The 19,409-nt window shown below is 64.2% G+C and carries 22 protein-coding genes; 14 read left to right on the top strand and 8 right to left on the bottom strand.

What is annotated here, in order from left to right; genetic code table 11:
* Positions 1-9 precede the first annotated feature (9 nt).
* From ACFDS6_RS13285 to ACFDS6_RS13265, 5 genes are read left to right on the top strand one after another with little or no spacing between them, the layout of a single operon-like run.
* Positions 10-339, top strand: coding sequence for a hypothetical protein (locus ACFDS6_RS13285; protein ID WP_174195126.1), 330 nt, complete (start codon positions 10-12; stop codon positions 337-339).
* Positions 332-1,192 carry a CsgG/HfaB family protein gene (locus ACFDS6_RS13280; protein WP_343044531.1) on the top strand — a complete coding sequence of 287 codons (861 nt, stop codon included), beginning with the start codon at positions 332-334 and terminating at the stop codon, positions 1,190-1,192. The genes ACFDS6_RS13285 and ACFDS6_RS13280 overlap by 8 nt, the downstream gene beginning before the upstream one ends.
* A complete protein-coding gene (locus tag ACFDS6_RS13275) occupies positions 1,189-2,313 on the top strand; it encodes a nuclease-related domain-containing protein (RefSeq protein WP_174195124.1) in 1,125 nt (374 codons plus the stop codon). Before ACFDS6_RS13280 ends, ACFDS6_RS13275 begins: the two co-directional genes overlap by 4 nt.
* Positions 2,310-2,819, top strand: a complete 510-nt coding sequence (locus ACFDS6_RS13270; protein WP_174195123.1) for a hypothetical protein — start codon at positions 2,310-2,312, stop codon at positions 2,817-2,819. The genes ACFDS6_RS13275 and ACFDS6_RS13270 overlap by 4 nt, the downstream gene beginning before the upstream one ends.
* On the top strand, positions 2,816-3,328 hold the full coding sequence (locus tag ACFDS6_RS13265; RefSeq protein ID WP_174195122.1) for a hypothetical protein: 513 nt from the start codon (positions 2,816-2,818) through the stop codon (positions 3,326-3,328). Before ACFDS6_RS13270 ends, ACFDS6_RS13265 begins: the two co-directional genes overlap by 4 nt.
* Positions 3,329-3,361: 33 nt before the next feature.
* Here the strand turns inward: ACFDS6_RS13265 and ACFDS6_RS13260 are convergent, their stop codons facing one another.
* The gene (locus tag ACFDS6_RS13260; RefSeq protein ID WP_174195121.1) at positions 3,362-3,862 is read right to left on the bottom strand and encodes a MucR family transcriptional regulator; all 501 of its coding nucleotides are present in this window, start codon (positions 3,860-3,862) and stop codon (positions 3,362-3,364) included.
* A 462-nt stretch (positions 3,863-4,324) separates the two neighbouring features.
* Here ACFDS6_RS13260 and ACFDS6_RS13255 point away from each other — a divergent pair, with 462 nt between their 5' ends.
* Together ACFDS6_RS13255 and ACFDS6_RS13250 are read left to right on the top strand one after the other, a co-directional pair.
* Entirely contained in the window at positions 4,325-4,465 is a 141-nt protein-coding gene (locus ACFDS6_RS13255; RefSeq protein WP_174195120.1) for a hypothetical protein, read from the top strand.
* Between the two features lie 87 nt (positions 4,466-4,552).
* Complete coding sequence (locus tag ACFDS6_RS13250; protein ID WP_174195119.1) at positions 4,553-4,837, top strand: hypothetical protein; 285 nt, start codon at positions 4,553-4,555, stop codon at positions 4,835-4,837.
* A 280-nt stretch (positions 4,838-5,117) separates the two neighbouring features.
* Here the strand turns inward: ACFDS6_RS13250 and ACFDS6_RS13245 are convergent, their stop codons facing one another.
* The 4 genes from ACFDS6_RS13245 to ACFDS6_RS13230 form a co-directional block, all read right to left on the bottom strand.
* Positions 5,118-5,702 (bottom strand): SLATT domain-containing protein, encoded by a 585-nt coding sequence (locus ACFDS6_RS13245; RefSeq protein WP_174195118.1) that lies wholly within the window; start codon positions 5,700-5,702, stop codon positions 5,118-5,120.
* Complete coding sequence (locus ACFDS6_RS13240; RefSeq protein ID WP_174195140.1) at positions 5,702-7,015, bottom strand: nucleotidyltransferase; 1,314 nt, start codon at positions 7,013-7,015, stop codon at positions 5,702-5,704. The genes ACFDS6_RS13245 and ACFDS6_RS13240 overlap by 1 nt, the downstream gene beginning before the upstream one ends.
* Positions 7,016-7,923: 908 nt before the next feature.
* Positions 7,924-8,550 carry an SOS response-associated peptidase gene (locus ACFDS6_RS13235; protein ID WP_174195117.1) on the bottom strand — a complete coding sequence of 209 codons (627 nt, stop codon included), beginning with the start codon at positions 8,548-8,550 and terminating at the stop codon, positions 7,924-7,926.
* Positions 8,551-8,598: 48 nt separating this feature from the next.
* Positions 8,599-8,868, bottom strand: a complete 270-nt coding sequence (locus ACFDS6_RS13230) for an HU family DNA-binding protein (RefSeq protein ID WP_174195116.1) — start codon at positions 8,866-8,868, stop codon at positions 8,599-8,601.
* 39 nt (positions 8,869-8,907) lie between these two features.
* On the opposite strand from ACFDS6_RS13230, the gene ACFDS6_RS13225 reads away from it, so the two are divergent.
* The 7 genes from ACFDS6_RS13225 to ACFDS6_RS13195 all read left to right on the top strand — a co-directional run bounded on the left by ACFDS6_RS13225 (position 8,908) and on the right by ACFDS6_RS13195 (position 17,206).
* Positions 8,908-9,084 carry a hypothetical protein gene (locus ACFDS6_RS13225; protein WP_174195115.1) on the top strand — a complete coding sequence of 59 codons (177 nt, stop codon included), beginning with the start codon at positions 8,908-8,910 and terminating at the stop codon, positions 9,082-9,084.
* Between the two features lie 57 nt (positions 9,085-9,141).
* Complete coding sequence (locus tag ACFDS6_RS13220; protein WP_174195114.1) at positions 9,142-10,110, top strand: GGDEF domain-containing protein; 969 nt, start codon at positions 9,142-9,144, stop codon at positions 10,108-10,110.
* A 161-nt stretch (positions 10,111-10,271) separates the two neighbouring features.
* Complete coding sequence (locus tag ACFDS6_RS13215) at positions 10,272-10,952, top strand: ImuA family protein (RefSeq protein WP_375272593.1); 681 nt, start codon at positions 10,272-10,274, stop codon at positions 10,950-10,952.
* 100 nt (positions 10,953-11,052) lie between these two features.
* Positions 11,053-12,651 carry a DNA polymerase Y family protein gene (locus ACFDS6_RS13210; RefSeq protein ID WP_246248789.1) on the top strand — a complete coding sequence of 533 codons (1,599 nt, stop codon included), beginning with the start codon at positions 11,053-11,055 and terminating at the stop codon, positions 12,649-12,651.
* Positions 12,648-15,911: an error-prone DNA polymerase gene (locus ACFDS6_RS13205; RefSeq protein WP_174195112.1), complete on the top strand. Its 3,264-nt coding sequence runs from the start codon at positions 12,648-12,650 to the stop codon at positions 15,909-15,911. The genes ACFDS6_RS13210 and ACFDS6_RS13205 overlap by 4 nt, the downstream gene beginning before the upstream one ends.
* Before the next feature lie 91 nt (positions 15,912-16,002).
* A complete protein-coding gene (locus ACFDS6_RS13200) occupies positions 16,003-16,200 on the top strand; it encodes a hypothetical protein (protein WP_246248788.1) in 198 nt (65 codons plus the stop codon).
* A 58-nt stretch (positions 16,201-16,258) separates the two neighbouring features.
* Positions 16,259-17,206, top strand: coding sequence for a hypothetical protein (locus ACFDS6_RS13195; protein ID WP_174195110.1), 948 nt, complete (start codon positions 16,259-16,261; stop codon positions 17,204-17,206).
* Between the two features lie 60 nt (positions 17,207-17,266).
* Here ACFDS6_RS13195 and ACFDS6_RS13190 read toward each other — a convergent pair whose 3' ends face one another.
* The 3 genes from ACFDS6_RS13190 to ACFDS6_RS13180 form a co-directional block, all read right to left on the bottom strand.
* Positions 17,267-18,208, bottom strand: a complete 942-nt coding sequence (locus ACFDS6_RS13190; RefSeq protein ID WP_174195109.1) for a site-specific integrase — start codon at positions 18,206-18,208, stop codon at positions 17,267-17,269.
* A gap of 290 nt (positions 18,209-18,498) precedes the next feature.
* Positions 18,499-18,897, bottom strand: a complete 399-nt coding sequence (locus ACFDS6_RS13185) for a type II toxin-antitoxin system VapC family toxin (RefSeq protein ID WP_174195108.1) — start codon at positions 18,895-18,897, stop codon at positions 18,499-18,501.
* Complete coding sequence (locus ACFDS6_RS13180; RefSeq protein WP_223176898.1) at positions 18,890-19,252, bottom strand: AbrB/MazE/SpoVT family DNA-binding domain-containing protein; 363 nt, start codon at positions 19,250-19,252, stop codon at positions 18,890-18,892. Before ACFDS6_RS13180 ends, ACFDS6_RS13185 begins: the two co-directional genes overlap by 8 nt.
* Between the last annotated feature and the right edge of the window lie 157 nt (positions 19,253-19,409).

Here is a 19,409-nt window from a genome sequence, read left to right as displayed (position 1 = left end):
GTTACGACCGTGAAGACACGACATATCGCATCGATCGTTCTGGCGGGCCTAGCGTTCGCCACACCTGCAGTCGCCAGCGCGGCGCCGGCCAGCCCGGTGCTGCTCGCAATGGCGAGCTTCGCCGGCGAGAGCGCCGGCAACGACGCCGAACGACGCGCAGCGGAAAAGACGGCGCACTACCGCGCCCACGCCAATCACAAGGGCAACTGCAAGGACTGCGCTGACTGCGCCGATTGCGCGGACTGCGATGAAGCCGCCAAGAAGGTGAGCGCCAACGAGGAACGGGCCGGCATCTGCGACCCGACCAAGCATGCGAAGGCGGCGAAGGCCGGTGCCTAAGCGCGCCGCCCTCGCCATCGTGACGGCCGCGATCGCGGCCGTCACTCCTTCCACCCTGTTGGCGCAGAAGCTGGGGCAAGGCGGCACCGGCGTCGACGAGAAGACCGAGCTGCCGCGATGCGAGGTTCCTCTGGGCGTCGCGGCCTTGGTTGAGGAAAAGGCCGCGAGCCCGGCCGATAACCTCTCACCGCAGCTGCAGGCGCTGATGCGTATGGCCGAGATGCAGAATGGCGGATCCACGGCCCGGGTCGACCCGCTGCCGCTCGTCAAACTCATGATCGCCCGCTCAGGCTGCTTCCGCGTGGCGGATCGAGGGGAGGCCTTCAGCGCGCTCGAGCGCGAGCGCGCGATCGCCGGCGGGGCCGCTGCCGCGCGGCCTGTCACCAAGGCGGATTACCTGCTGCAGGTCAACGTGGTCTATACTGACAGCAAGGCGCGCGAGAGTGGCGGCGGTGTCGGTGGCCTGTTCGGGGGCGCCGTCGGCCTCAAGTCCAAGACGATGGAGAGCCAGGTCCTGCTCACGCTCGTCGACGTCAACACCGGCATCCAGGAGGCGGTCGCCAGCGGCTCGGCACGCAAGAAGGACGTCGGTGTCGTCGGCGGAGGGCTGCTGCTGGGCCTCGGTGTCGGCGCTCTGGGCGGCACCTACGCTTCGACCGACATCGGCAAGATCACCAGCCTCGCGATGGTCGACGCCTTCCGCAAGCTGATGACCGATGCCAAGCCACGGCTCGAAGCGAAGCTGGTCCCGGCGAAACCGCCGGCGCTGGTTCCTCCCGCGGCCGCGCCGATCCCGGCGCAGACAGTCCAGCCGCTACCAACGCAGGCTCAGACGGGAACGCAAAAGCAATGATCCGAAAGCGATCGACACGATCCGCTGAGCTCGCGCTGGCGGACGAAGTGATGCGCGATCCTGATTACGAGGGACTACCGGACCGCGTCCGGTCAGCCCTCAAGAAGCATGTGCGCGGTCTCTGGGGGGAGAAGGAGACCGCGTTCATGCTCGATCGCGAGTTCGGGCCGGAGAACGACCGACATGTCCTGATCCACAATCTGCGCCTGCCTGACGGCCAGGGGGGGTTCGCTCAGTTCGATCACATCCTCCTGTCTCGCTTCTCGCGAACCGCCGCGATCTTCGAGTCCAAGAATTACGCGGGCAACATCTCGAAGAACGCACATGGCGAGTGGATGGTCTGGTATCGCGGGCAGCACCGGCCTCAGAACATCCCCAATCCCGTCGCTCAGGTGCGGCGCCAGCGAGACGTCCTCGCCGCGTGGCTGAAGCGCAAGGGGCACACCAAGGCGTTCGAGCGCATCGGCGTGTTCGTATCCGTGCCAGCTACGAACGACATCGACCGCTCCAAGGTCGGCAATGACGAACCGATCTACAAATGCGACAACCTCGTCGCGGGATGGATGCCGTTCGGGGGAACGAGCCCCTTGTCGCGTCTTTTCTCGACAGGCGTAAGCGGCCTGCAGATGCTGGCAATCGCCGACCAGCTGATCGCGGACCATGTCGAGGAGGAAGACATCTACGTGCGGCTCGGGATCCATCCTGGACCTGACGGAACGACGGCCGAGCCGGACACCAGCCAAGCTGACGACGCAGAGCCAGAGCCGATCGTCGACGCGCCTGAGGAGCCCGCGCCAGAGCCAGTGATCGCGACCAGCCAATCGGCGACACCGCCACCCGCGCCGGTGATCGCCGATGCGGTGCCCCCCTCGCCAAAACCTCGAAAGGCAGGAGCGCAGATCGAGGTCTGCGCCGGCATCATGGAACGCACGCTGCCAGATGGTCGCATCGCGTTCCGGGCGGCCAAGGACGATCACATCGGCCGAGAGGCGCTAACCGCGCTTTGCAAGGGCAGGGCGGTGTGGAACCCGATGTTCGCGAACTGGGTGTGCCCGCCCGACATCGCGACCGAGATCCGCGCCGCCCTTCCGAACGCTGTGCAGTTGGCGCAGCTGCCATGAACATGATCAGCCTGCCCCGACCGACCTGCCCGTACTGCGATGCGGCGATGCGACGCTGGCCGCTCGGGCAGGCGGTCCTAGCCTGCGATACCTGCAGACGGCCGATCGTGCGCTACCTGGCTCAGCCTAGCTCGCGCATCTTTCGCCTACGGCCTGTCTACACCGTGATCTACGTTGCCGCGTTCGTTGTCCTCCTGCTCACGTTGGCCTTGATCGCCTTCAACCCGGTTGAGACGCGACACATCATCCCGGCGATCGCCATCCCGATCGCCATGTTCGGGGCCTGCGACATCGCGGACGGTTGGTTGTCGTGGCGGACGTCGATCGATCGGGGCTGGCGGACACTCCGGCGTGGAAAGGCGGCGCGCGCAATCGGCCTTGCACGTGGCCTCTTCGGCATCGCCGGCGTGGCCGTCGCGATCATCGGGCTGCTCGCTTACGACGAGATGGCAGGAAGCCCGCGCCCGGGGACGCCATCTCCAAAGATCGCGGCAGGGCGGACGTGATCCCCTTCTGCCTCATCCTTGGCGACAGCACCGGCGTTGGCACCGCGGGGGCGCTCGCGCGCGAAGGTATCCGATGCGAGATCCACGCGCACGTCGGCGCGCGCTCCAGCGGTGTGCTGGAGGAGTGGCAGGGCCGCATTACCCCCGCCGTCGCCTTGATTGCGTTGGGCTCGAACGATGTCGGAGATCCACGCCTGGAACGCCGGTTGATCGCCTTGCGCGCGAGAACCCGGGCGCCCCGCGTGACGTGGCTCGCACCCTATAACCGCACTGCAGCCCTGATCGTGACGAAAGTGGCGCTTCGTTTCGGGGACAAGGTCATCCCGCTCGCCCAGCTCCCCACACGGGACGGGGTGCATCCGACCAGCTACCGGCCGATCTCAGGTCTGCTCGGATGGAAACTTCTTTCCGGATTCCGGAAGAATGTTTCCCCCGAGACCCGCGGCGCATGGCCACCAGAGGCGGCCAACGTCCCTGTCAGGCGGGCAGTCGTCCTGCAGATGCAGTAGCGACGGTTTGGCCGCCAGGCGGTGCGGTGGGGCTCAGTCCGCCTTTTCGCTGGCAGCGGCTTTGCGGCGACCACGCTTAGGCGCGGGCTGCTCCGCCTCTGCAGGCGCCGGTGCATCCGGCGCGTCCTTCGGCTTCCGGCCGAGACCGATCTTCTTCGCCATCGAGCGGCGCGCCTCGCTGTATTCGGGCGCGACCATCGGGTAATCGGCCTTCAGGCCGTATCGCTGACGGTACTGGTCCGGGGTCAGGCCATGACCGGACAGGTGCCGGCGCAGCGACTTATAAGGCTTGCCATCGATCAGGCTGATGATGGCGTCGGGTCGGGCAAGAGACTTCCTGACGGAAACCGCGGGCGTGAACACCTCGGCCGGCTCCGTCGGCTCGCTGGCCGGGCTCTCGAGCGCGATCACCGCCTCATGCATCGACTGGAGGAACGCAGGCACCTGGCTCTGGTCGGCCCGCGTGTTCGGGTTGGACAGCCAGGCGATCGTCAGCTCGGTCGCGAGCTCGACGACGTTGTTCTGATCGCTCATTCGATCCTCGTCCAATCCAGTTAAGCAGAGCTACCGCGGCAGCGTCGAAGCTCGGTTATACCGATCATCGACGGTGCTTCCAGCGGCAACGGTCTAACGGACGATCAGGTCCGAGACAGTAGACGGACGATGCGCCGGCTTCCCTCGAGGCCGCCAATCCAAGCCGCCGCGAAAAACGCCATTAGTATGCAAGGCAAACAGTATGGGGCCGACACTCGATGCTATAAGGCCGCGATAGCTGCATCGACCTCGTCCCGCGGAGGCCAAGTGATGGACAACATATTTTTCGTGTCCCTGGTAGTGCTCGCCTTCAGTCTAGGGGGTTGGTCCGCTGGAATGTATCGCCAGGAACCAGCGATGATCAGCGGCGGGATCGGTATCGTTGGGATGTTGGTGTCTCTTATCGCCTGACCTGAACGGATGGAATTGTAGACGGTCGTTGTCCGCGGAAGAGCCCGAGACATGGACAGGTTCCTCGCTGGAGCCATTTTCCTGGTCGTAGGTGGACCAGTTGGATGGTGGTTGGGCGCCTTCTGGAAAGAGCCGGCGATCGTCTTCTTCGCCTGCGGCACGCTGATCCTGATCGCGTGCGTGTTGCCATAGCAGCTTTGTGAGCGCCTCCGCGTGCCATGGTCGAGGCACAAACATCGTCCGCAGCAGCGCTTTGGCTCCACGAGCGGATCACGGCCGGTGGACAGCGACATCGCCTGCGATCATGATGCAGCGCAAACGGGAGAAGCCTGCATGGGCGAGGGCGCGACGTTTATCCGGCGTGAGGGTGTGAAGCAGGAGTGCATCGCGCTCCAGATGGAAGGCGACGACGAGGCACGCCTGCTTCTCTACGCCCAGGGCCTGGTCAATCAGGCGATCGCGGACCTCCTTGAGGATCCCGAGCAGATGCGAAAACTAGTGGAGATCGCGCGGTTTAAGCCGACGCTCCGGTTAGTGCATAACCGTGACTCGGAGGACGGCTAAACGCAGCCGGCCTAATCAAGCGGCTGCCCGGGCACTAGCCGGCGGTAAACCTCCTCGAGCTCGGTCTGAGCCGCATCTGCCGCAGCGCGTGCCGCCTTGAGACGAGGAAAGTACCCATCCCAAGTACTCTGGCCGACGTTTGCGAATGTCTTCTGAGTTCCCTCTTCGGCCAAGCGGCCGATAGCTTCTTGGCTACGGGCAACCTTTTTGAAGGCGCCGTCAAGTTCAATTCGTTCCTGCGGTGTCATACACTGCTCCAAAACAGAGAAGGTTGCATTGATCAAACACAGAAATGGGCACTGTACCCCCAATACGTTAGCCCAATAAGAGTAGCTAAGGCGACCGTTGCAAGAAATAACCTTGCCGAAAGAGGCCACTTATCTTTCCACGTAAAGTGAAGCTGCTCATCCATCCAGCCGACCTGCGTCTCGGCAAACAGCTTGTAATGAGCGTACCATCCACTTAGGAATACCTGCTTTCCGATTGAAATGGCGCGGTACTCGGTATTGATGGCGTCAAATTCGGCTTTCGCTGCGACTGGATCGGAGCCACCCTTTACAAGGCGATACAGATCCTTCAGCCGGTCTAGCAGCGAAAGCAACTTGTTTGCGGATGCGTAGTACTCTTCAGCGCGGTAAAATGACAGGTAAAGGGTCGCTATACCGATGACCAGAAGAGCGCCGGACGGCCACTTCGTTGATAAGGGCTCATAGATCAGCGCAGCTATACCGATAGCGCTTGAGGCCAAGCCAACCCAGCCCGGTAGCTTGGTGATCCAATCATAGGTCGCGAATGTCTTGCGAGCACCGAACGCAACGTCGTATCCCTTTTCGGCGATGGTCAGCAAAAGCGCATCTCTGTCCATCACTTTTCACTCTCGTCTACGATGGGAACGTGGATGCGATCCTTAGCAACGACAACCCCGTCTTGGACTGCGTAGCAATCAACGACATGCTCACCGCGGAAGTCCGATGTCTCCCGCTTAGTCTTGTTGCCGCTATCAGGGACAATCTGACCACGAATGATGTTCCTGCGGATCGCTTCTGGACCTCGGTTCAGCACCTTCCAATAAACGTGATAGACGCCCTTAATGTCTTCCTCGTCGATGTAGAAGCGAAGTGACTTAGACTTATAAACGTTTGGTCGTCTTGCGTTGAAGCCACGCATCGCACGCAGAAAGACTGTACGGAAGCCACTCTGTTTTATCTCGCACTCCAGACGTAGAGAGTACCGGATATCGACGGGGAACTGGTCCTCGATAAACTCCTCGGTATTGTCAGCCGTGTAGCCCGCCTCAGTAAGCTGGGCCTTTCGGACCTCTGTGGTGGCGGACAGGGGATATGCGCGACCAAATAACTTTCGCCACCGGGTGTTCGCCTTACTGTCCTCGCCGGCCTCAAGGGCCTTATCCGCGAGTGCCAATCCCTTCTTCGCCTTGCTCTGAAATGCTTTGCGAACCTTGACGTGCTGACCGCTACCAAGGGCGGCGTAGCGATCTTTTTTTGGCTCTTCCAACAGGAATGATAGAAAGTCCCGCATCATCTGAGCGCAGGAGTTCAACGATGTCTTGTCGTATTCAGTCCGGGAAACCAAAAAGTTGTGCGCTAGAGTATCAATGAGTAAGCCGCCCATAGCAACGCCATGCTTATTTTTCCAGGCCCGCGTCATTTTGGCTAAACGACGAAGGTTGCCATTCTTGTCGGTGTTGACCTGCTGGGTAGTCGCCAGTTCTGGACGTGGCCTAGTCAGACGGTAGCAGCCCTGCCCCTTCGTGTGAGGATACCAGAATCCCTCCTCATCTTCGAAGACAGGCTGAACCTCGATCTTGAAGTTCTGATACTGACAAACAACAACGAGGGTATCCACGTAGACAGTCGTGCTGGCATACCTAGCCTGAATTGCGTCAGCTGTGTCGCGTAGTAGCTGATATGGCTTGTCCTTATAGCGTTCCCATTTGCCGCTAGGCATGATGTAGAGCATATCCAGGTCGGAGATACCGCGGATGGCGGTCCAGCGACCATAGGAGCCTACCTGAAGGCTGTTATCCGTTCGGCTGTCTGTATCGCGAAATTGAAGGTTGCATGCCCTCGTAACTTCGCCGTAGCGGGATGAAATTGTGGCCTCGTTGTCGATCGCAATGTTCGAAAACAGTGTCTTGAAATCGTCCGCCCTGCTGATGGTAGCCTCCCGTTGCTGCGCCGGACTGGTGCCCCCACCAAAGCGCTGTCGTTATAGGGAAAGATGGGTCGCGGTCCCGATTTGTTCAACCCCCGTAACGACCTCGTGGAGCAATCGCGCGAGAGGCTTTAGCGGACAGTGGCATCAATCCAACCTTCAGCCAAACGAGAACGTCGGAGAGTCTGCCTCCCCATGAGCACCTAAGGCATTAAGGATTATTGCAATATCATAGGGCACTCTTGATGCCTCTGCATCGACCTCCGGCCCAAGCGGCTTCTCCGGACTGACGTGGATACCGGTCGAGCCCCAGCCCCTGACAAGCTTGGTTCCCTTGAGGCCGTATGCCCTTGCATCGCAAAAGGAGGTTCCCTGAATTTGTGCCTCGATCAGGTCGTCGCCCCACCGGCGCGCAGCGTAGGTTCTGTGACAACCGTCCACCACCAGGAAAAAGTCGTCGTGCCCCGCTAGCCGTACTCGTGTGACAGCTATGCGAGGCGGGAGCCCTTGCTCTCGCAATTGGAGTGCAGTCGCCACTCTGTCTCGTTTCCAAGGTTGCGCGAGAACGCGGCCAACGGAGATCTTTTGCTCCACGAAATTCCGGTCTGTTCCGGTGACGATGCACCGCAAGCCCGCTGCGAACCGGTCGACGAGAAAGGGGCCAATCGTAGAGATGATACCCGTAGCGCCCGGTCCCAACTCTCGCTCGTTGGATCCCTTTTCGTAGCCCACGTGTTCGGTGACGACGTCCCGCACGAAATCGAGTCTTAGCTTAGGAGGATCAATAAACGTCATATCTAGTCCAAACATAGTTACAACTCTGAAACGTCCTGATGAGCCCCTCTATGATGGTCACGGTAATCGAAAGTATGGGCGATCAGGCAGCTAAAGCAGCATGTCAGACTTGGATTTTATGTGGACACAGTCATAAGCTGTGATGGATACGGCGCCACAACATCGGCAACATCGTCCCATGGCGCAGAAAGCCAACGATCATAATCGTCGTCGTGTATTACCACGGGCATCGCTTTGGGGTGGATAGGAGCCACGATCGCGTTAGGCTCCGTTGTCAGGAACCCATAGGCGTTGCCGCGCTCGGTCGGGCGCCAAATGCCCGCGAATGCGAAGATGGGCCGGCTCGGTATGTCAAACCAGTGCAACGGCTTCTTACCATCCTCCCCGGGAGCGAGCCCGTACTCGGAGAACGATGTCACTGGCACCAGGCAGCGTCGCGCCGGCGTAGTCAGCATCGATCGCCAGAAGCTGGAGCTGAGATTGCGTACGTTGGTCACGTATTTGGTCAGCTTGACCGATGGATCGCGCTTGCTGGGCACCTGCGTCGGCACGCCCCACTCCATGCGCTCGACCCGGCGATCGTCGCCATCCTTCACGATCACAGCGCCATAGAAGGGCGTCTTCTTGCCCGTCGGGAAGATGTCGCCAGCGGGGAAGGTCTCGTCCGGTTCATAGGGCGGCCGGATGCCGAACGTCGCCATCACCTCGGCCTGCTTGGCCGTGAGCCGATACCGATTGCACATCCGCGCCTCCTATTGGCACCGACGAGCTAACCCGCCGGCGCGCATGCCTTACAGCTTGTCCTTCAGGCCCTTGGCGGCCGTGAAGGCGACCTTCTTCGACGCAGCGATCGTCATGCTCTCGCCGGTCGACGGGTTGCGGCCCTCGCGCTCCGGCCGGTCCTTGACGGTGAACTTGCCGAAGCCATTGATCGAGACCTCTTCTCCCTTCGCAGCCGCAGCCGCGATCTGGTCGAACACCGCGGTGATCGTCTTCTTCGCGTCCGCCTCGCTCGTACCCGTTGCAGCCGCGACGCCCTTGGCCAGCTCACCAACGTTCATGCTCGTCATACTCCCTTTGAAAGCGTGGGGACCTTACCGATGGCGAGCGACGACACAACGACTGTGCTGGATGAGGCGGGCACCAGCGCCGTCAAGCTGATGCTGTCGAAGCTCGACGATCACGACGTCACCGTCGTTTTCGAGACGGTCGGAGGCGTCGGTCCGATCGGCGACCTGGCTGCGGAGGCGATGAAGGATCGTAACATCGATCTGTAATCGCTAGCTTATCCGCACAGGCAGGGGAGGAACCAGGCGCCACGACGGAGGCTGAGGATGGTAGATCGACGTAAGCGGCCGCAAGGCGGAGCCGAGGTCCTCGTCTTCCTTGATCGTCACCGTCTCGCTCACACCCCAGACCACTATGCCTTCGCCCACGAGTACCTGAGCGGCGAGGACACGCAGCTGCGCGAACGCGTCGACGGCGCGATCGACGGCGGTGTCCGCCTGACCGAAGAGCAGGTGCTTCAGCTACGGCCTGCCGCGCCCGCGAACGTAGCGCCCGAGCTCGATCACATCACTCTGCGGGTCATGGACGTCGTCGGAGACGCGATGACGATCACGACCGATCTCAGCCGCGAGCTGGTCACCGCGTCCGCGGCGCTGCTGGATGAACCAGGAGCGACGGTCGGCCCGCTGCTCGCGACCATGCTCCGCCGAGCAGAGAGCGCAGAAGCAAGTTTCGCGCAGGCTGCGGCCCGCGCGCGCCAGATCCGCGCCGAGCTGGCGGCTCTGCAGGCAGCAGGGCAGCACGACCCGCTGACGGGCCTGACAAACAGGAAGGGCTTCGAGGACCGCCTCGCGGGCGACTTACGGAATCCAGTCTGCGTCGCACTCGTCGACGTCGATGGCCTTCGCGGCATCAACGAGAGCCACTCGGCAGCAGTCGGTGACCGCCTCTTGAAGGTCGTGGCGCGCGCGCTCGCCGATCATTGCCGCAGCCACCTCGTCAGTCGCTGGGAAGGCGGCACCTTCGCGCTGCTCATCGAGGGAATGGACCTGCGTGCCGCTGGCGAGATGGTCACCGAGGCATGCGAGGCGATCGGAGCACGCGAGATGAAGGTGCGCGAGAGCGATGAGCCGCTTGGCCGCATCTCGCTCTCTGCCGGCGTTGCAGCGAGCCGCAGCCGTCCGCCGCAAGAGCTGGTGGAAGCCGCCCAGGCGCAACTCCGGCGAGCGAAGCAGCCCGGTGCCGGTCCGGTTGCGATCGAAAGCAGGATGGTCGGGGTATCTGCGACGAGCTGACGCGGGGACAGCTGGAAATCGGGTTGACGGATGGAACCCCTTAACGGAACATAGAGGGAACGAGTAGAGTCTAGTCCCTTATGTCCGCCGCCCTTGATTCCCTGCCGACCAGCATAGCGCATCTGCGGACGATCGCTACGCCTGCTGCTGACTATCGCGTCATGCCGTTCGGCGTGGACGCGCTCGACAGCCGGCTCGGGGCAGGGGGCTTGCGAGCCGGCGCGCTGCACGAGGCGACTGCGCGGAGCGCCGCGCTGGTCGACGATGCCGCTACAACGCTCTTCCTCGCCGGCATCGCCGCACGCGAGGCGGCGGGGGCCGGCGGTCCAGTGCTATGGGCCAGCTGCAGGGCTGACCTCTACGCTCCCGCCCTCGAGCAGGCCGGGCTTCCCTCCGCCAACGTGATCTACGCGCAGCCGCGCGACGATGCCGCGCTCTTGGCCGTAGTCGAGGATGCGGTGCGGGACGGCACGCCGGCTGCGATCGTGGCAGAGGCGAGCAAGGTCTCGATGGTAGCCACGCGCCGGCTGCAGCTCGTCGCGGCCGACGCCGACATGCCGGTGCTGCTGCTGCGCCGCGCGCGCGGCCTCAACCAGGACGTGTTTGCCGAGCCGTCCGCCGCGTGGACGCGCTGGCGGATCGGTGCCGCGCCGTCCGAGCGGTTGGGTGTCGCGGGTGTGGGAAGAGCGAGATGGTCGGTCGAGTGCGTCCGCCAGCGTGGAGGTGAGGGCTTCTCCCTGATTGTGGAGGGCAGCGATGAGACGGGTCGTCTCGCTGTTCCTGCCGAGCTTGGCCGTGGAGCGGCTGAGGCGGCTGGAACGGTCCGCTTCGCGGCAGCCTGAAAGGCCTGTCCTCGAGCTGCCGGTAGACGACGACCCCGGCGCCTGTTCGGTGCCGCGGGGCGGAGGATGGCGATCAGGTGCGCGGTGGGCGCGGGAAGGCATGCCGTCGCGCGGCGACGTCGAGGCGCAGATCGCCGCACTGCCGACCCACGCGCAGCCGCCTATGCGCGAGCTCGGCCGGCGCTCCGAAGCTGCCAGTCACCCCTACAAGGCGGCGACGCCCGCGCCGCGCATCAGCGTGCCCGCCACCAAGCCGCTCGAGCACGCGCCGCTGGCGCTGATCGACAAGGTCGGCCGGCGCGAAGAGGTGGTCGCCGCCTGTGACGGCGCGCGTGCGCTCGGCGTGCATCCGGGCATGGCGGCGACCCACGCGCGCGCGCTCGTCTCGGATCTCGATTTCCGCCCGGCCGAGCCGCAGGCCGACGCAGCGCTGCTCGACCGCCTTGCCCTGCTGGCAGTGCGCCGTTGGTCGCCGATCGCGGCGGTCAGCCCAAGCGATGGTCTCTGGATCGACCTCGCGGGCTGTGAGCACCTGCATGGCGGTGAAGAGCGCTTCTGCCGGCGTCTGATCGCCTTCTGCAGGCGGGCAGGCTTCACGGCACGCGTTGCGGTCGCCGACACGCCCGGCGCGGCGCACGCGCTCGCGCGCTACGGCCGCGGCGACCTCATCCGCGCCGAGCCGGGCGCGACTGCCAGTGCACTCGCGCCGCTGCCGATCGTGGCACTACGGCTTGCTCCGAGCGCACTCAGCGCCGCGCGGCGCTTCGGCTTCGAGACAGTCGCGGATCTCCTGCCGGTCGCGCGCGGGCCGCTCGCGCGCCGGCTTGGCCTGCCGGCGATCACGCGGCTCGACCAGGCGCTGGGCGCGGTCGCGGAGCCGATCACCCCGCGCGAGGACGCCGACGTGCCGCTCGTCGAGCGCCGGCTGCTAGAGCCGATCGGCACGGCCGAGGCGATCGAGCAGGTCATGGGCGACCTCCTGCGCGATCTCGCCGGCGTGCTGCAGGAGCGCGGGCTCGGCGCGCGCGCGCTGCGGCTCACCGGCCTGCGCGTCGACGGCACCGAGCAGGTGGTCGCCGTCGGCACGTCGCGGCCGACGCGCGAGGTGCCGCACTTGCTGCGGCTGCTGAAGCTCAAGATCGAGCGGATCGACCCGGGCATGGGGCTCGAGCAGTTCTGGCTCGTCGCCCCGCATACCGAGCTGCTTGATGCGGTCGACCTCGGCGCCGTGCTCGCCGGCGAGACGCTGGTGCGGGACTCCGCGCGCCTAGTCGACGTCATCGCCGGCAGGATCGGTCCGCGCGCCGTCTTCCGCGTGGCGCCAGTCGAGAGCCATGTGCCGGAGCGAGCCGTCGCCCGCTCCGACCCAAACGAAACGCCTGGCCCCTGGCCAAAGTGGCCGCGACCGATCCGCCTTTTCGCGCGACCCGAGCCGCTTGCGCGCGTGATGGCGCTAATGCCCGACCAGCCGCCTCGCCGCTTCGAGTGGCGCGGCAAGACCTACAAGATCGTCGCCGGCGATGGTCCCGAGCGGGTCCATGGCGAGTGGTGGCGCCGCGACGCCGAGGTGTGGGCGGTGCGCGACTATTACCGCGTCGAGGACGATGCGGGCGGCCGCTATTGGGTGTTCCGCCGCGGCGACGGCTTCGAGGAGGATACCGGCGACCTTAGCTGGTGGATGCACGGGGTCTTCGGGTGACCCACTATGTCGAGCTGCAGGTGCTCACCCACTTCTCGCTGCTGCGCGGCGCGTCGTCTCCCGAGGAGCTGTTCGCGGCCGCGGCGCTGCTCGGCTATCCTGCGATCGGCGTCAGCGACATCGGCACGGTCGGGGGCGTCGTGCGCGCATGGGAGGCGCAGAAGGCGACGGGCGTGCGCTCGATCGCGGGCACGCGCGTGGATCTCTCGTGCGGCCGTCGCCTGCTGCTCTACCCGATAGATCGTCCCGCCTGGTCGCGGATCACGCGGCTGCTGACCGTCGGCAAGAAGCGCGCAGGGAAGGGCGGGTGTCTGCTCCACTGGCACGACCTCGAGCCATGGTCCGAGGGCGTCATCGCCATCCTGCTGCCGCACGAGGCAGACGAGGAGAACCTGGCGGCGCTGAAGGACCTGAAGGCGGTCTACGGGCGCCGCGGCTACATGGCGCTCTACCAGCGGCGCCGGCCGGGCGACGCGGTCCGCATCGACGCGCTGGCACGGCAGGCGGGCGGCGCCGGCGTGCGCGCGGTCGTCACTGGCGACGTGCTCTACCACGCGCCCGAGGCACGGCTCCTGCAGGACGTCGTCACGGCGGTGCGCGAGAAATGCACCGTCGATGAGCTCGGCTACCGCCGCGAGGTGAACGCCGACCGCGCGCTGAAATCGCCGGACGAGATGGTCCGGCGCTTCCGCGCCTATCCCGACGCGCTGCAGGCGAGCGTCGACATCGCCAAGCTCTGCACCTTCGACCTGGGCGAGCTGGCGTACCAATACCCGCATGAGCGTCTGATCGAGGGGCTGACCGCGCAGGAGGCCTTGCAGAAGCTGGCGACCGAGGCGGTCGAGCGCATGTTCGGCGGCAACGTGCCCGAAGCCTACACCACCCAGATCGCGCACGAGATGCGGCTGATCGGCGAGCTCGGCTATGCTCCCTACTTCCTCACCGTCTACGCGATCGTGCGCGAGGCACGCCGGCGCGGGATCCTCTGCCAGGGACGCGGCTCGGCCGCCAACAGCTGCGTGTGCTTCGTCCTCGGCGTCACGTCGATCGACCCGATCAAGCACGAGCTGCTCTTCGAGCGCTTCGTGTCGGGCGAACGGCGCGAGCCGCCCGATATCGACGTCGACTTCGAGCATGAGCGCCGCGAGGAGATCATCCAGTGGATCTACGAGACCTACGGGCGTGACCGCGCCGCGCTGACTGCGGTCGTGACGCGATACCGCGCGCGGGGCGCGGTGCGCGACGTTGGCAAGGCGCTCGGGCTTCCTGAGGATCTGACCTCCTCGCTCGCCGGCCTTGTGTGGGGCTGGTCGGCCGAGGGTGTTGGCGAGAAGCAAGTTGAAGAGCTGAACCTCGACATCGCCGATCGCCGGCTGCGGTTGACGCTCGACCTCGCGCGCAAACTGATCGGCGTGCCGCGCCACATGTCGCAGCATCCGGGCGGCTTCGTGCTGACGCACGACCGCCTCGACGACCTGGTGCCGATCGAGCCCGCGGCGATGGAAGATCGCCAGATCATCGAGTGGGACAAGGACGACATCGACTCGCTCAAATTCATGAAGGTCGACGTCCTCGGCTTGGGGATGCTTGGCTGCATGAACCGCGCCTTCAACCTGCTCGAGCAGGACAAGGGCATCCGCGTCGGGCTGGCCGACCTGCAGGACGACGATCCCGACGTCTATGCCATGATCCAGAAGGCGGACACGCTCGGCACCTTCCAGATCGAGAGCCGCGCGCAGATGAGCATGCTGCCGCGCATGAAGCCGCGGCGCTTCTACGACCTCGTCATCCAGGTCGCGATCGTGCGCCCGGGCCCAATCCAGGGCGACATGGTCCACCCGTATCTGCGCCGGCGTGAGGGGCTGGAGCGGCCGGAGTACCCGCGGCCGGAGCTGCGCGCCGTGCTCGAGAAGACGCTCGGCGTGCCGCTGTTTCAGGAGCAGGCCATGAAGGTGGCGATCGTCGGCGCCGGATTTACGCCGGCCGAGGCGGACCAGCTGCGCCGCGCCATGGCCACCTTCAAATTCACCGGAGGGGTCAGCCACTTCAGCGAGAAGCTGGTCGAGGGCATGGTTGCGCGCGGCTACCCGCGTGAGTTCGCCGAGCGCACCTTCCGCCAGCTCGAGGGCTTCGGCTCCTACGGCTTCCCAGAGAGCCACGCCGCCAGCTTCGCAAAGATCTCCTACGCGAGCAGCTGGATGAAGCATCACCATCCCGACGTGTTCTGCGCCGCGCTGATGAACGCGCAGCCGATGGGCTTCTACGCTCCGGCGCAGATCGTCCGCGACGCGCGCGAGCATGGCGTCGAGGTGCGGCCTCCTTGCGTTAACGCCAGCCGTTGGGACTGCACGCTCGAGCCGACGCGCGGGCGCTACCTGGCGGTGCGGCTCGGTCTCAGGCAGATCCGCGGGCTGTCGAACGCGGACGGCGCAAAGATCGTCTCCGCGCGCAGCACGACGGCCTACGAGAGCGTCGAGGACGTGTGGCGCCGCTCCGGCGCGCAGCGCGCCGCGATCGAGAAGCTGGCGGACGGCGACGCCTTCCACAGCTTCGGCGCCGATCGCCGGCAGGGGCTCTGGAAGGTGAGGGGGCTCGGCGAGGCACCGCTACCGCTGTTCGCCGCAGCCGACCGCGCGGCCGAGACGCAGAGTGCGGAGGGGATCGAGCCCGAGGTGCAGCTCCGTTCGCTCACCGACGGGCGTGAGGTGATCGAGGATTATCGCAACCTGCAGCTGTCGCTCCGCGCACATCCGCTTTCGTTCGTCCGCGACGAGTTGACGCGCCGCGGCGTGACGCGCTGCGCGGATCTCGCCAGCGTCCGCGACGGCCGCCACGTCGAGGTCGCCGGCATCATCCTGGTCCGTCAGAAGCCCGGATCCGCCAAGGGTGTGCTGTTCATCACGATCGAGGACGAGACCGGCATCGCCAACGGCATCCTCTGGCCCGACCGCTTCGAGGCCCAGCGCCGCACTGTGATGTCGGCTTCGATGGTCGGTCTGAAGGGGCGGGTGCAGAAGGAGGGCGAGGTGATCCACGTCATCTGCGACCGCATCGTTGACCACGGCGACCTTCTGCACCGCGTTGGCGACATGTCATTCCCGCATCGCACCGGCCGCGGCGATGCCGCACAGCACCCCGGCTCGCCCGACCGCGGCGACAAAGATTGGAGCCCGGAGCCGCGCAACTGCTACTGGCCGCCCCATGCGGAGGGCATGGATCCTGAAGACGTCGTGCGCTTCAAGTCGCACGATTTCCATTAAGGTGAGCTCGGTCCCACGGCATCAGCGCGTTATCATCGCACTGTCGCTACAGATACTCCGGTCGAGCCTTACGCATTGTTCTGAAAGGCGTGTGGACGGCATCGAAGTTCGTCTCGCGCTGCGCTGCTTGCTCCCGCATTGTCCGGAACGTTGGCCGCTCGAGTTGTTCTGGGACGCTGCGCAGCAAACGAACGAGATCGGGCGGTCGCAAGGCGTTACCGCCGCCTTCAACGGCATTGTTCGTCAGCTTCGGCGGGCCGGAAAATATGAAGAGGTGACCTCTTTGTAATTGGGAGGCATCTTGCGGGCGAACACGTTGAAGGACGGGTGAGGGCACGAGCTGGAGAATGGCGATGTGGTGGGGAAAAAGGGGCAACCCGGAGGCTACTGAGGATCGCGAGTGGGCAGATGCGATCGCCGGCTGCCTAGCCTTGAAGCCGAACTATTACCCGGCGATCCACCCGGATAAGCACATCCCCTCGGCGCGGCTCGCGCTACTTCAAGACCTCGTGGTGCCAGGCCCTGATGCTCGTGACCACCCTGCGGTGATCGTCTTGTCTACCCTCGTCGAAGGCGGTGAAGCCTATGAGGCCGAGGTGCCGGTGCGGCTCATTCGTGGCGTAGCACAGTCTAAAGGTAAGATCGTGTTTGATTTGGGTCGGCTCCCCGAAACCATGGACTTGCTCGACAAAAGCAGGACGGGACCGGAAAGCTTCGGACCTTTGAACCGGAGACAGTACGCTCGTCTCTGCGGAGCCATCAAAAGGGAGTCTGGCGCGATCGACGAATCTGGGCGCGTGAAGCTGGACTTTCAGACCTGGGATGGGTGCTATATCGTTCGTAACTCTGGAGCAGCCAGACGTTTAGCGCTGTGGTGTCGTCTACAGAACTACTATCCGAAGGACATCAACGCGCCCGGCCCTAAGCTGACGGTGCAAGCATGGGTCACGCCAAAGGCGCTGAATGAAGCGAACATGTTCTTCTTCCGTGAGCATAGCCGTATTCTCTTCCTCATGCATGATCCGGCGCTTGAAGCCGCGATTGCACAGCTTCGTTCGCTAGACCCTAACTACCTTTATCTCCCGCCGGCTGTTCCACCGCGCGCAGACGATGCCGACCGTCCTGCGGCGATCGTGCTGCCCATGCTACATAGGGTCGCGCCGTCCCGGGTCGGGCAAAGCGTCCTGCTTCAGCATTGGGCGGCCGAACTCTTTGACGTGGGACGCTACCTCGCCGAGCGTTGTGCGACGTATAACAGCGAGAACTCGCGACTATTCTTTCCCGATCGGGACTGAGGCTGCCTCGCGCTCAGAGCCAATCTTTCTGCGAACGCAATCAAGTGGGTGGGTATTTAGTTAAAGGAAGCCGCTCCCCGCATGACCTTTGAATAACTCGGCATCCCGTACATATTCGGACAAGATCTGGACCGTTTTGTGCCGACTAACCTCCTGCATCTTGAAGACGGTAGCGCCTCGTGATGCGCTCTCCGTGAGGAACCCCGCTCGAAGAGAGTGTCCACCAAACTGTCGCTCGTCGAGGCCAGCCTTCCGGGCGGCCGTTTGAACAAGACGCGCCACGGCTCGATCGCTCGTCGGCTCATCGGTAAGCGTGTCCTGACGCGTTAGACGGCGGAAAAGCCATCCCTTGTCGTGGCCAGCCGCCGCCATCCAGGTGAGCAAGTGACTCTTCGGCCGAAGCCCGTTCCGCTCGAGAACGGGCACCTCGACGCCCTCCCGCTTTTGATCAGTCTTCGATCGCGCGATGAAGACCTTCATTCCCTCAGGCACAATCGTGATATCATCGGTAGAGAGCGCGACCAGTTCGGAGCGACGCATCGCGGCGGCCATACCTAGCGCTAACACTGCGCGATCGCGGACTGGACGCAGCCCATCGCCAGGATAGGCATCAAGCATGGCGCTCAGGATCTGGGCGCCGGCTGCGCGTTTTCGGGAGACCTTCTTTCCCTTCTCCGCGCGGATGCCGGCCATCGTCTCGCGCAAGCGGCCCGCATCAGGGCGAGCCGGCGGGGCGACAAAACTTTCCGCTCGGTGAAAGTGCCCAATCGCCGCAAGGCGGCGTTCGACGGTAGACGGCTTTATGCCCCGGTCGGCTTCGTAGGCGACGAAGCGCCTCACACATTCAGTGTTCGCCGGGAGCGCGCACTCGCCGCGCGCCTCGCACCAGGCGGTAAAGATCGCCCAATCGGCCATGTAGGCGCGCTGGGTGTTGCCGGCACGCGCAGCGCGGGCATAGGCGTCGGCGCGCTCGGTCTCATGATCGACGATCCCGGGCAGCATCGGCGCCGGGCGAACGACAAGATCTGTTGGTCCCGTGACGACGAGCGAGTGCGACGGTGCCAGCGGTTTGGGGTCGGTCGGGTCTTGCAAAGTCGGTGCGAGCCTCGGAAACGGGTTGCCGGTTTTCGGAAACTTCTTTCCGTTTTTGCCTGTAGGTTTCCCTGAATTGGTGGACGACTTTCGCTCCGTGGGAGCGTCCTGAAATGATGGACGTTCAACTAAAACAGTGGACGTCTGGTGCTGCGGTCTCTCTGTTCCGGCTAACCGTACCCAAAAGCACGAATGTGCGACTACTCTGCGTGTGGCCGAACGTTGGTGATCGTGATGCCTACATCGGCGCTCGCAAGTGGCGCGTCCGTTGTGAGCATCTCGGCTTGCAGGTCGATCGCCAAGGCAAGGCATGCCCGATCGCCGAGGGACAGACCGAGAGCCTTCGTCGCTGGCCGGAGATCGCCTACTATAAGTGCCTGGGCAGGAGTGAGCGACCGGACATCGAGATGCAGCCCGCCGAGCGCCTCACGCACCTCGTCGAGCGGCAATCCTCGGTCCCGTAGCTTGGAAACGACCTCTGCGAGGCTGGCTGTTCCGGTGATGCTGCGGGTCAGGACATCGACTACCCGATCCGCCCCGGGTTCATCGTTCAGAAGGCAGAGCAGGGCGGAGGCGTCGAGTACGACTTTGCTACTCACGCTCCGCCTCACGCCGACGCTCCGCGATCAGCTCGTCAGCCAAGCCGACGCCTTCGGGCACATACTTGCGCAGGATCGCGCGAGCACGCTCAAGTGCTTTAGGTACGGAACGTACCCGCAACTCGCCATCGTCCACATCGACGAGAACGGTATCACCCGTGGTGATCCCGAGCTCACGGCGCATTGCCGCCGGGATTACGAGCTTACCACCGTCCACGATCTTGACCCTCTGTGCTTCCATCTGCACCAAACCCGCTACCCTGACCTGTCTAACGGCCTTATACCGAAGAGCAAAGTCGGACGCCAGCGTGCAGGAAGGGGCCGATGCACGGCCGATCACCGAAATCGCGTTCATCGGTGATGGAGCAGCTACTTAGACCCGGTCCGCTTAGCTAGGCTACGTAGGACCGGTAGTTGCCCTTCTGAGCCGACCGCTGCATAACTGGCTCACAAGGGCATACCCAAGAACGCCGGGCAGGAGTGATGAGTAGGTGGCAGGCAGCGGAGTGAAG

It is taken from the genome of Sphingomonas sp. (assembly GCF_042095875.1).
In the GTDB taxonomy this organism is placed as follows: Bacteria; Pseudomonadota; Alphaproteobacteria; order Sphingomonadales; family Sphingomonadaceae; genus Sphingomonas.
The sequence above is the reverse complement of the archived record's forward strand: the minus strand, read 5'-3'. Positions and strand labels throughout refer to the sequence as shown.

Bases quoted from the DNA above. Each gene is read 5' to 3' on its own strand.
- ACFDS6_RS13275 (WP_174195124.1), top strand. From the start codon at position 1,189: ATGATCCGAAAGCGATCGACACGATCCGCTGAGCTCGCGCTGGCGGAC.
- ACFDS6_RS13270 (WP_174195123.1), top strand. From the start codon at position 2,310: ATGAACATGATCAGCCTGCCCCGACCGACCTGCCCGTACTGCGATGCG.
- ACFDS6_RS13260 (WP_174195121.1), bottom strand. From the start codon at position 3,862: ATGAGCGATCAGAACAACGTCGTCGAGCTCGCGACCGAGCTGACGATC.
- ACFDS6_RS13255 (WP_174195120.1), top strand. From the start codon at position 4,325: ATGGACAGGTTCCTCGCTGGAGCCATTTTCCTGGTCGTAGGTGGACCA.
- ACFDS6_RS13245 (WP_174195118.1), bottom strand. From the start codon at position 5,702: ATGGACAGAGATGCGCTTTTGCTGACCATCGCCGAAAAGGGATACGAC.
- ACFDS6_RS13235 (WP_174195117.1), bottom strand. From the start codon at position 8,550: ATGTGCAATCGGTATCGGCTCACGGCCAAGCAGGCCGAGGTGATGGCG.
- ACFDS6_RS13230 (WP_174195116.1), bottom strand. From the start codon at position 8,868: ATGAACGTTGGTGAGCTGGCCAAGGGCGTCGCGGCTGCAACGGGTACG.
- ACFDS6_RS13225 (WP_174195115.1), top strand. From the start codon at position 8,908: ATGGCGAGCGACGACACAACGACTGTGCTGGATGAGGCGGGCACCAGC.
- ACFDS6_RS13220 (WP_174195114.1), top strand. From the start codon at position 9,142: ATGGTAGATCGACGTAAGCGGCCGCAAGGCGGAGCCGAGGTCCTCGTC.
- ACFDS6_RS13215 (WP_375272593.1), top strand. From the start codon at position 10,272: ATGCCGTTCGGCGTGGACGCGCTCGACAGCCGGCTCGGGGCAGGGGGC.
- ACFDS6_RS13210 (WP_246248789.1), top strand. From the start codon at position 11,053: ATGCCGTCGCGCGGCGACGTCGAGGCGCAGATCGCCGCACTGCCGACC.
- ACFDS6_RS13195 (WP_174195110.1), top strand. From the start codon at position 16,259: ATGGCGATGTGGTGGGGAAAAAGGGGCAACCCGGAGGCTACTGAGGAT.
- ACFDS6_RS13190 (WP_174195109.1), bottom strand. From the start codon at position 18,208: ATGCTGCCCGGGATCGTCGATCATGAGACCGAGCGCGCCGACGCCTAT.
- ACFDS6_RS13180 (WP_223176898.1), bottom strand. From the start codon at position 19,252: ATGAACGCGATTTCGGTGATCGGCCGTGCATCGGCCCCTTCCTGCACG.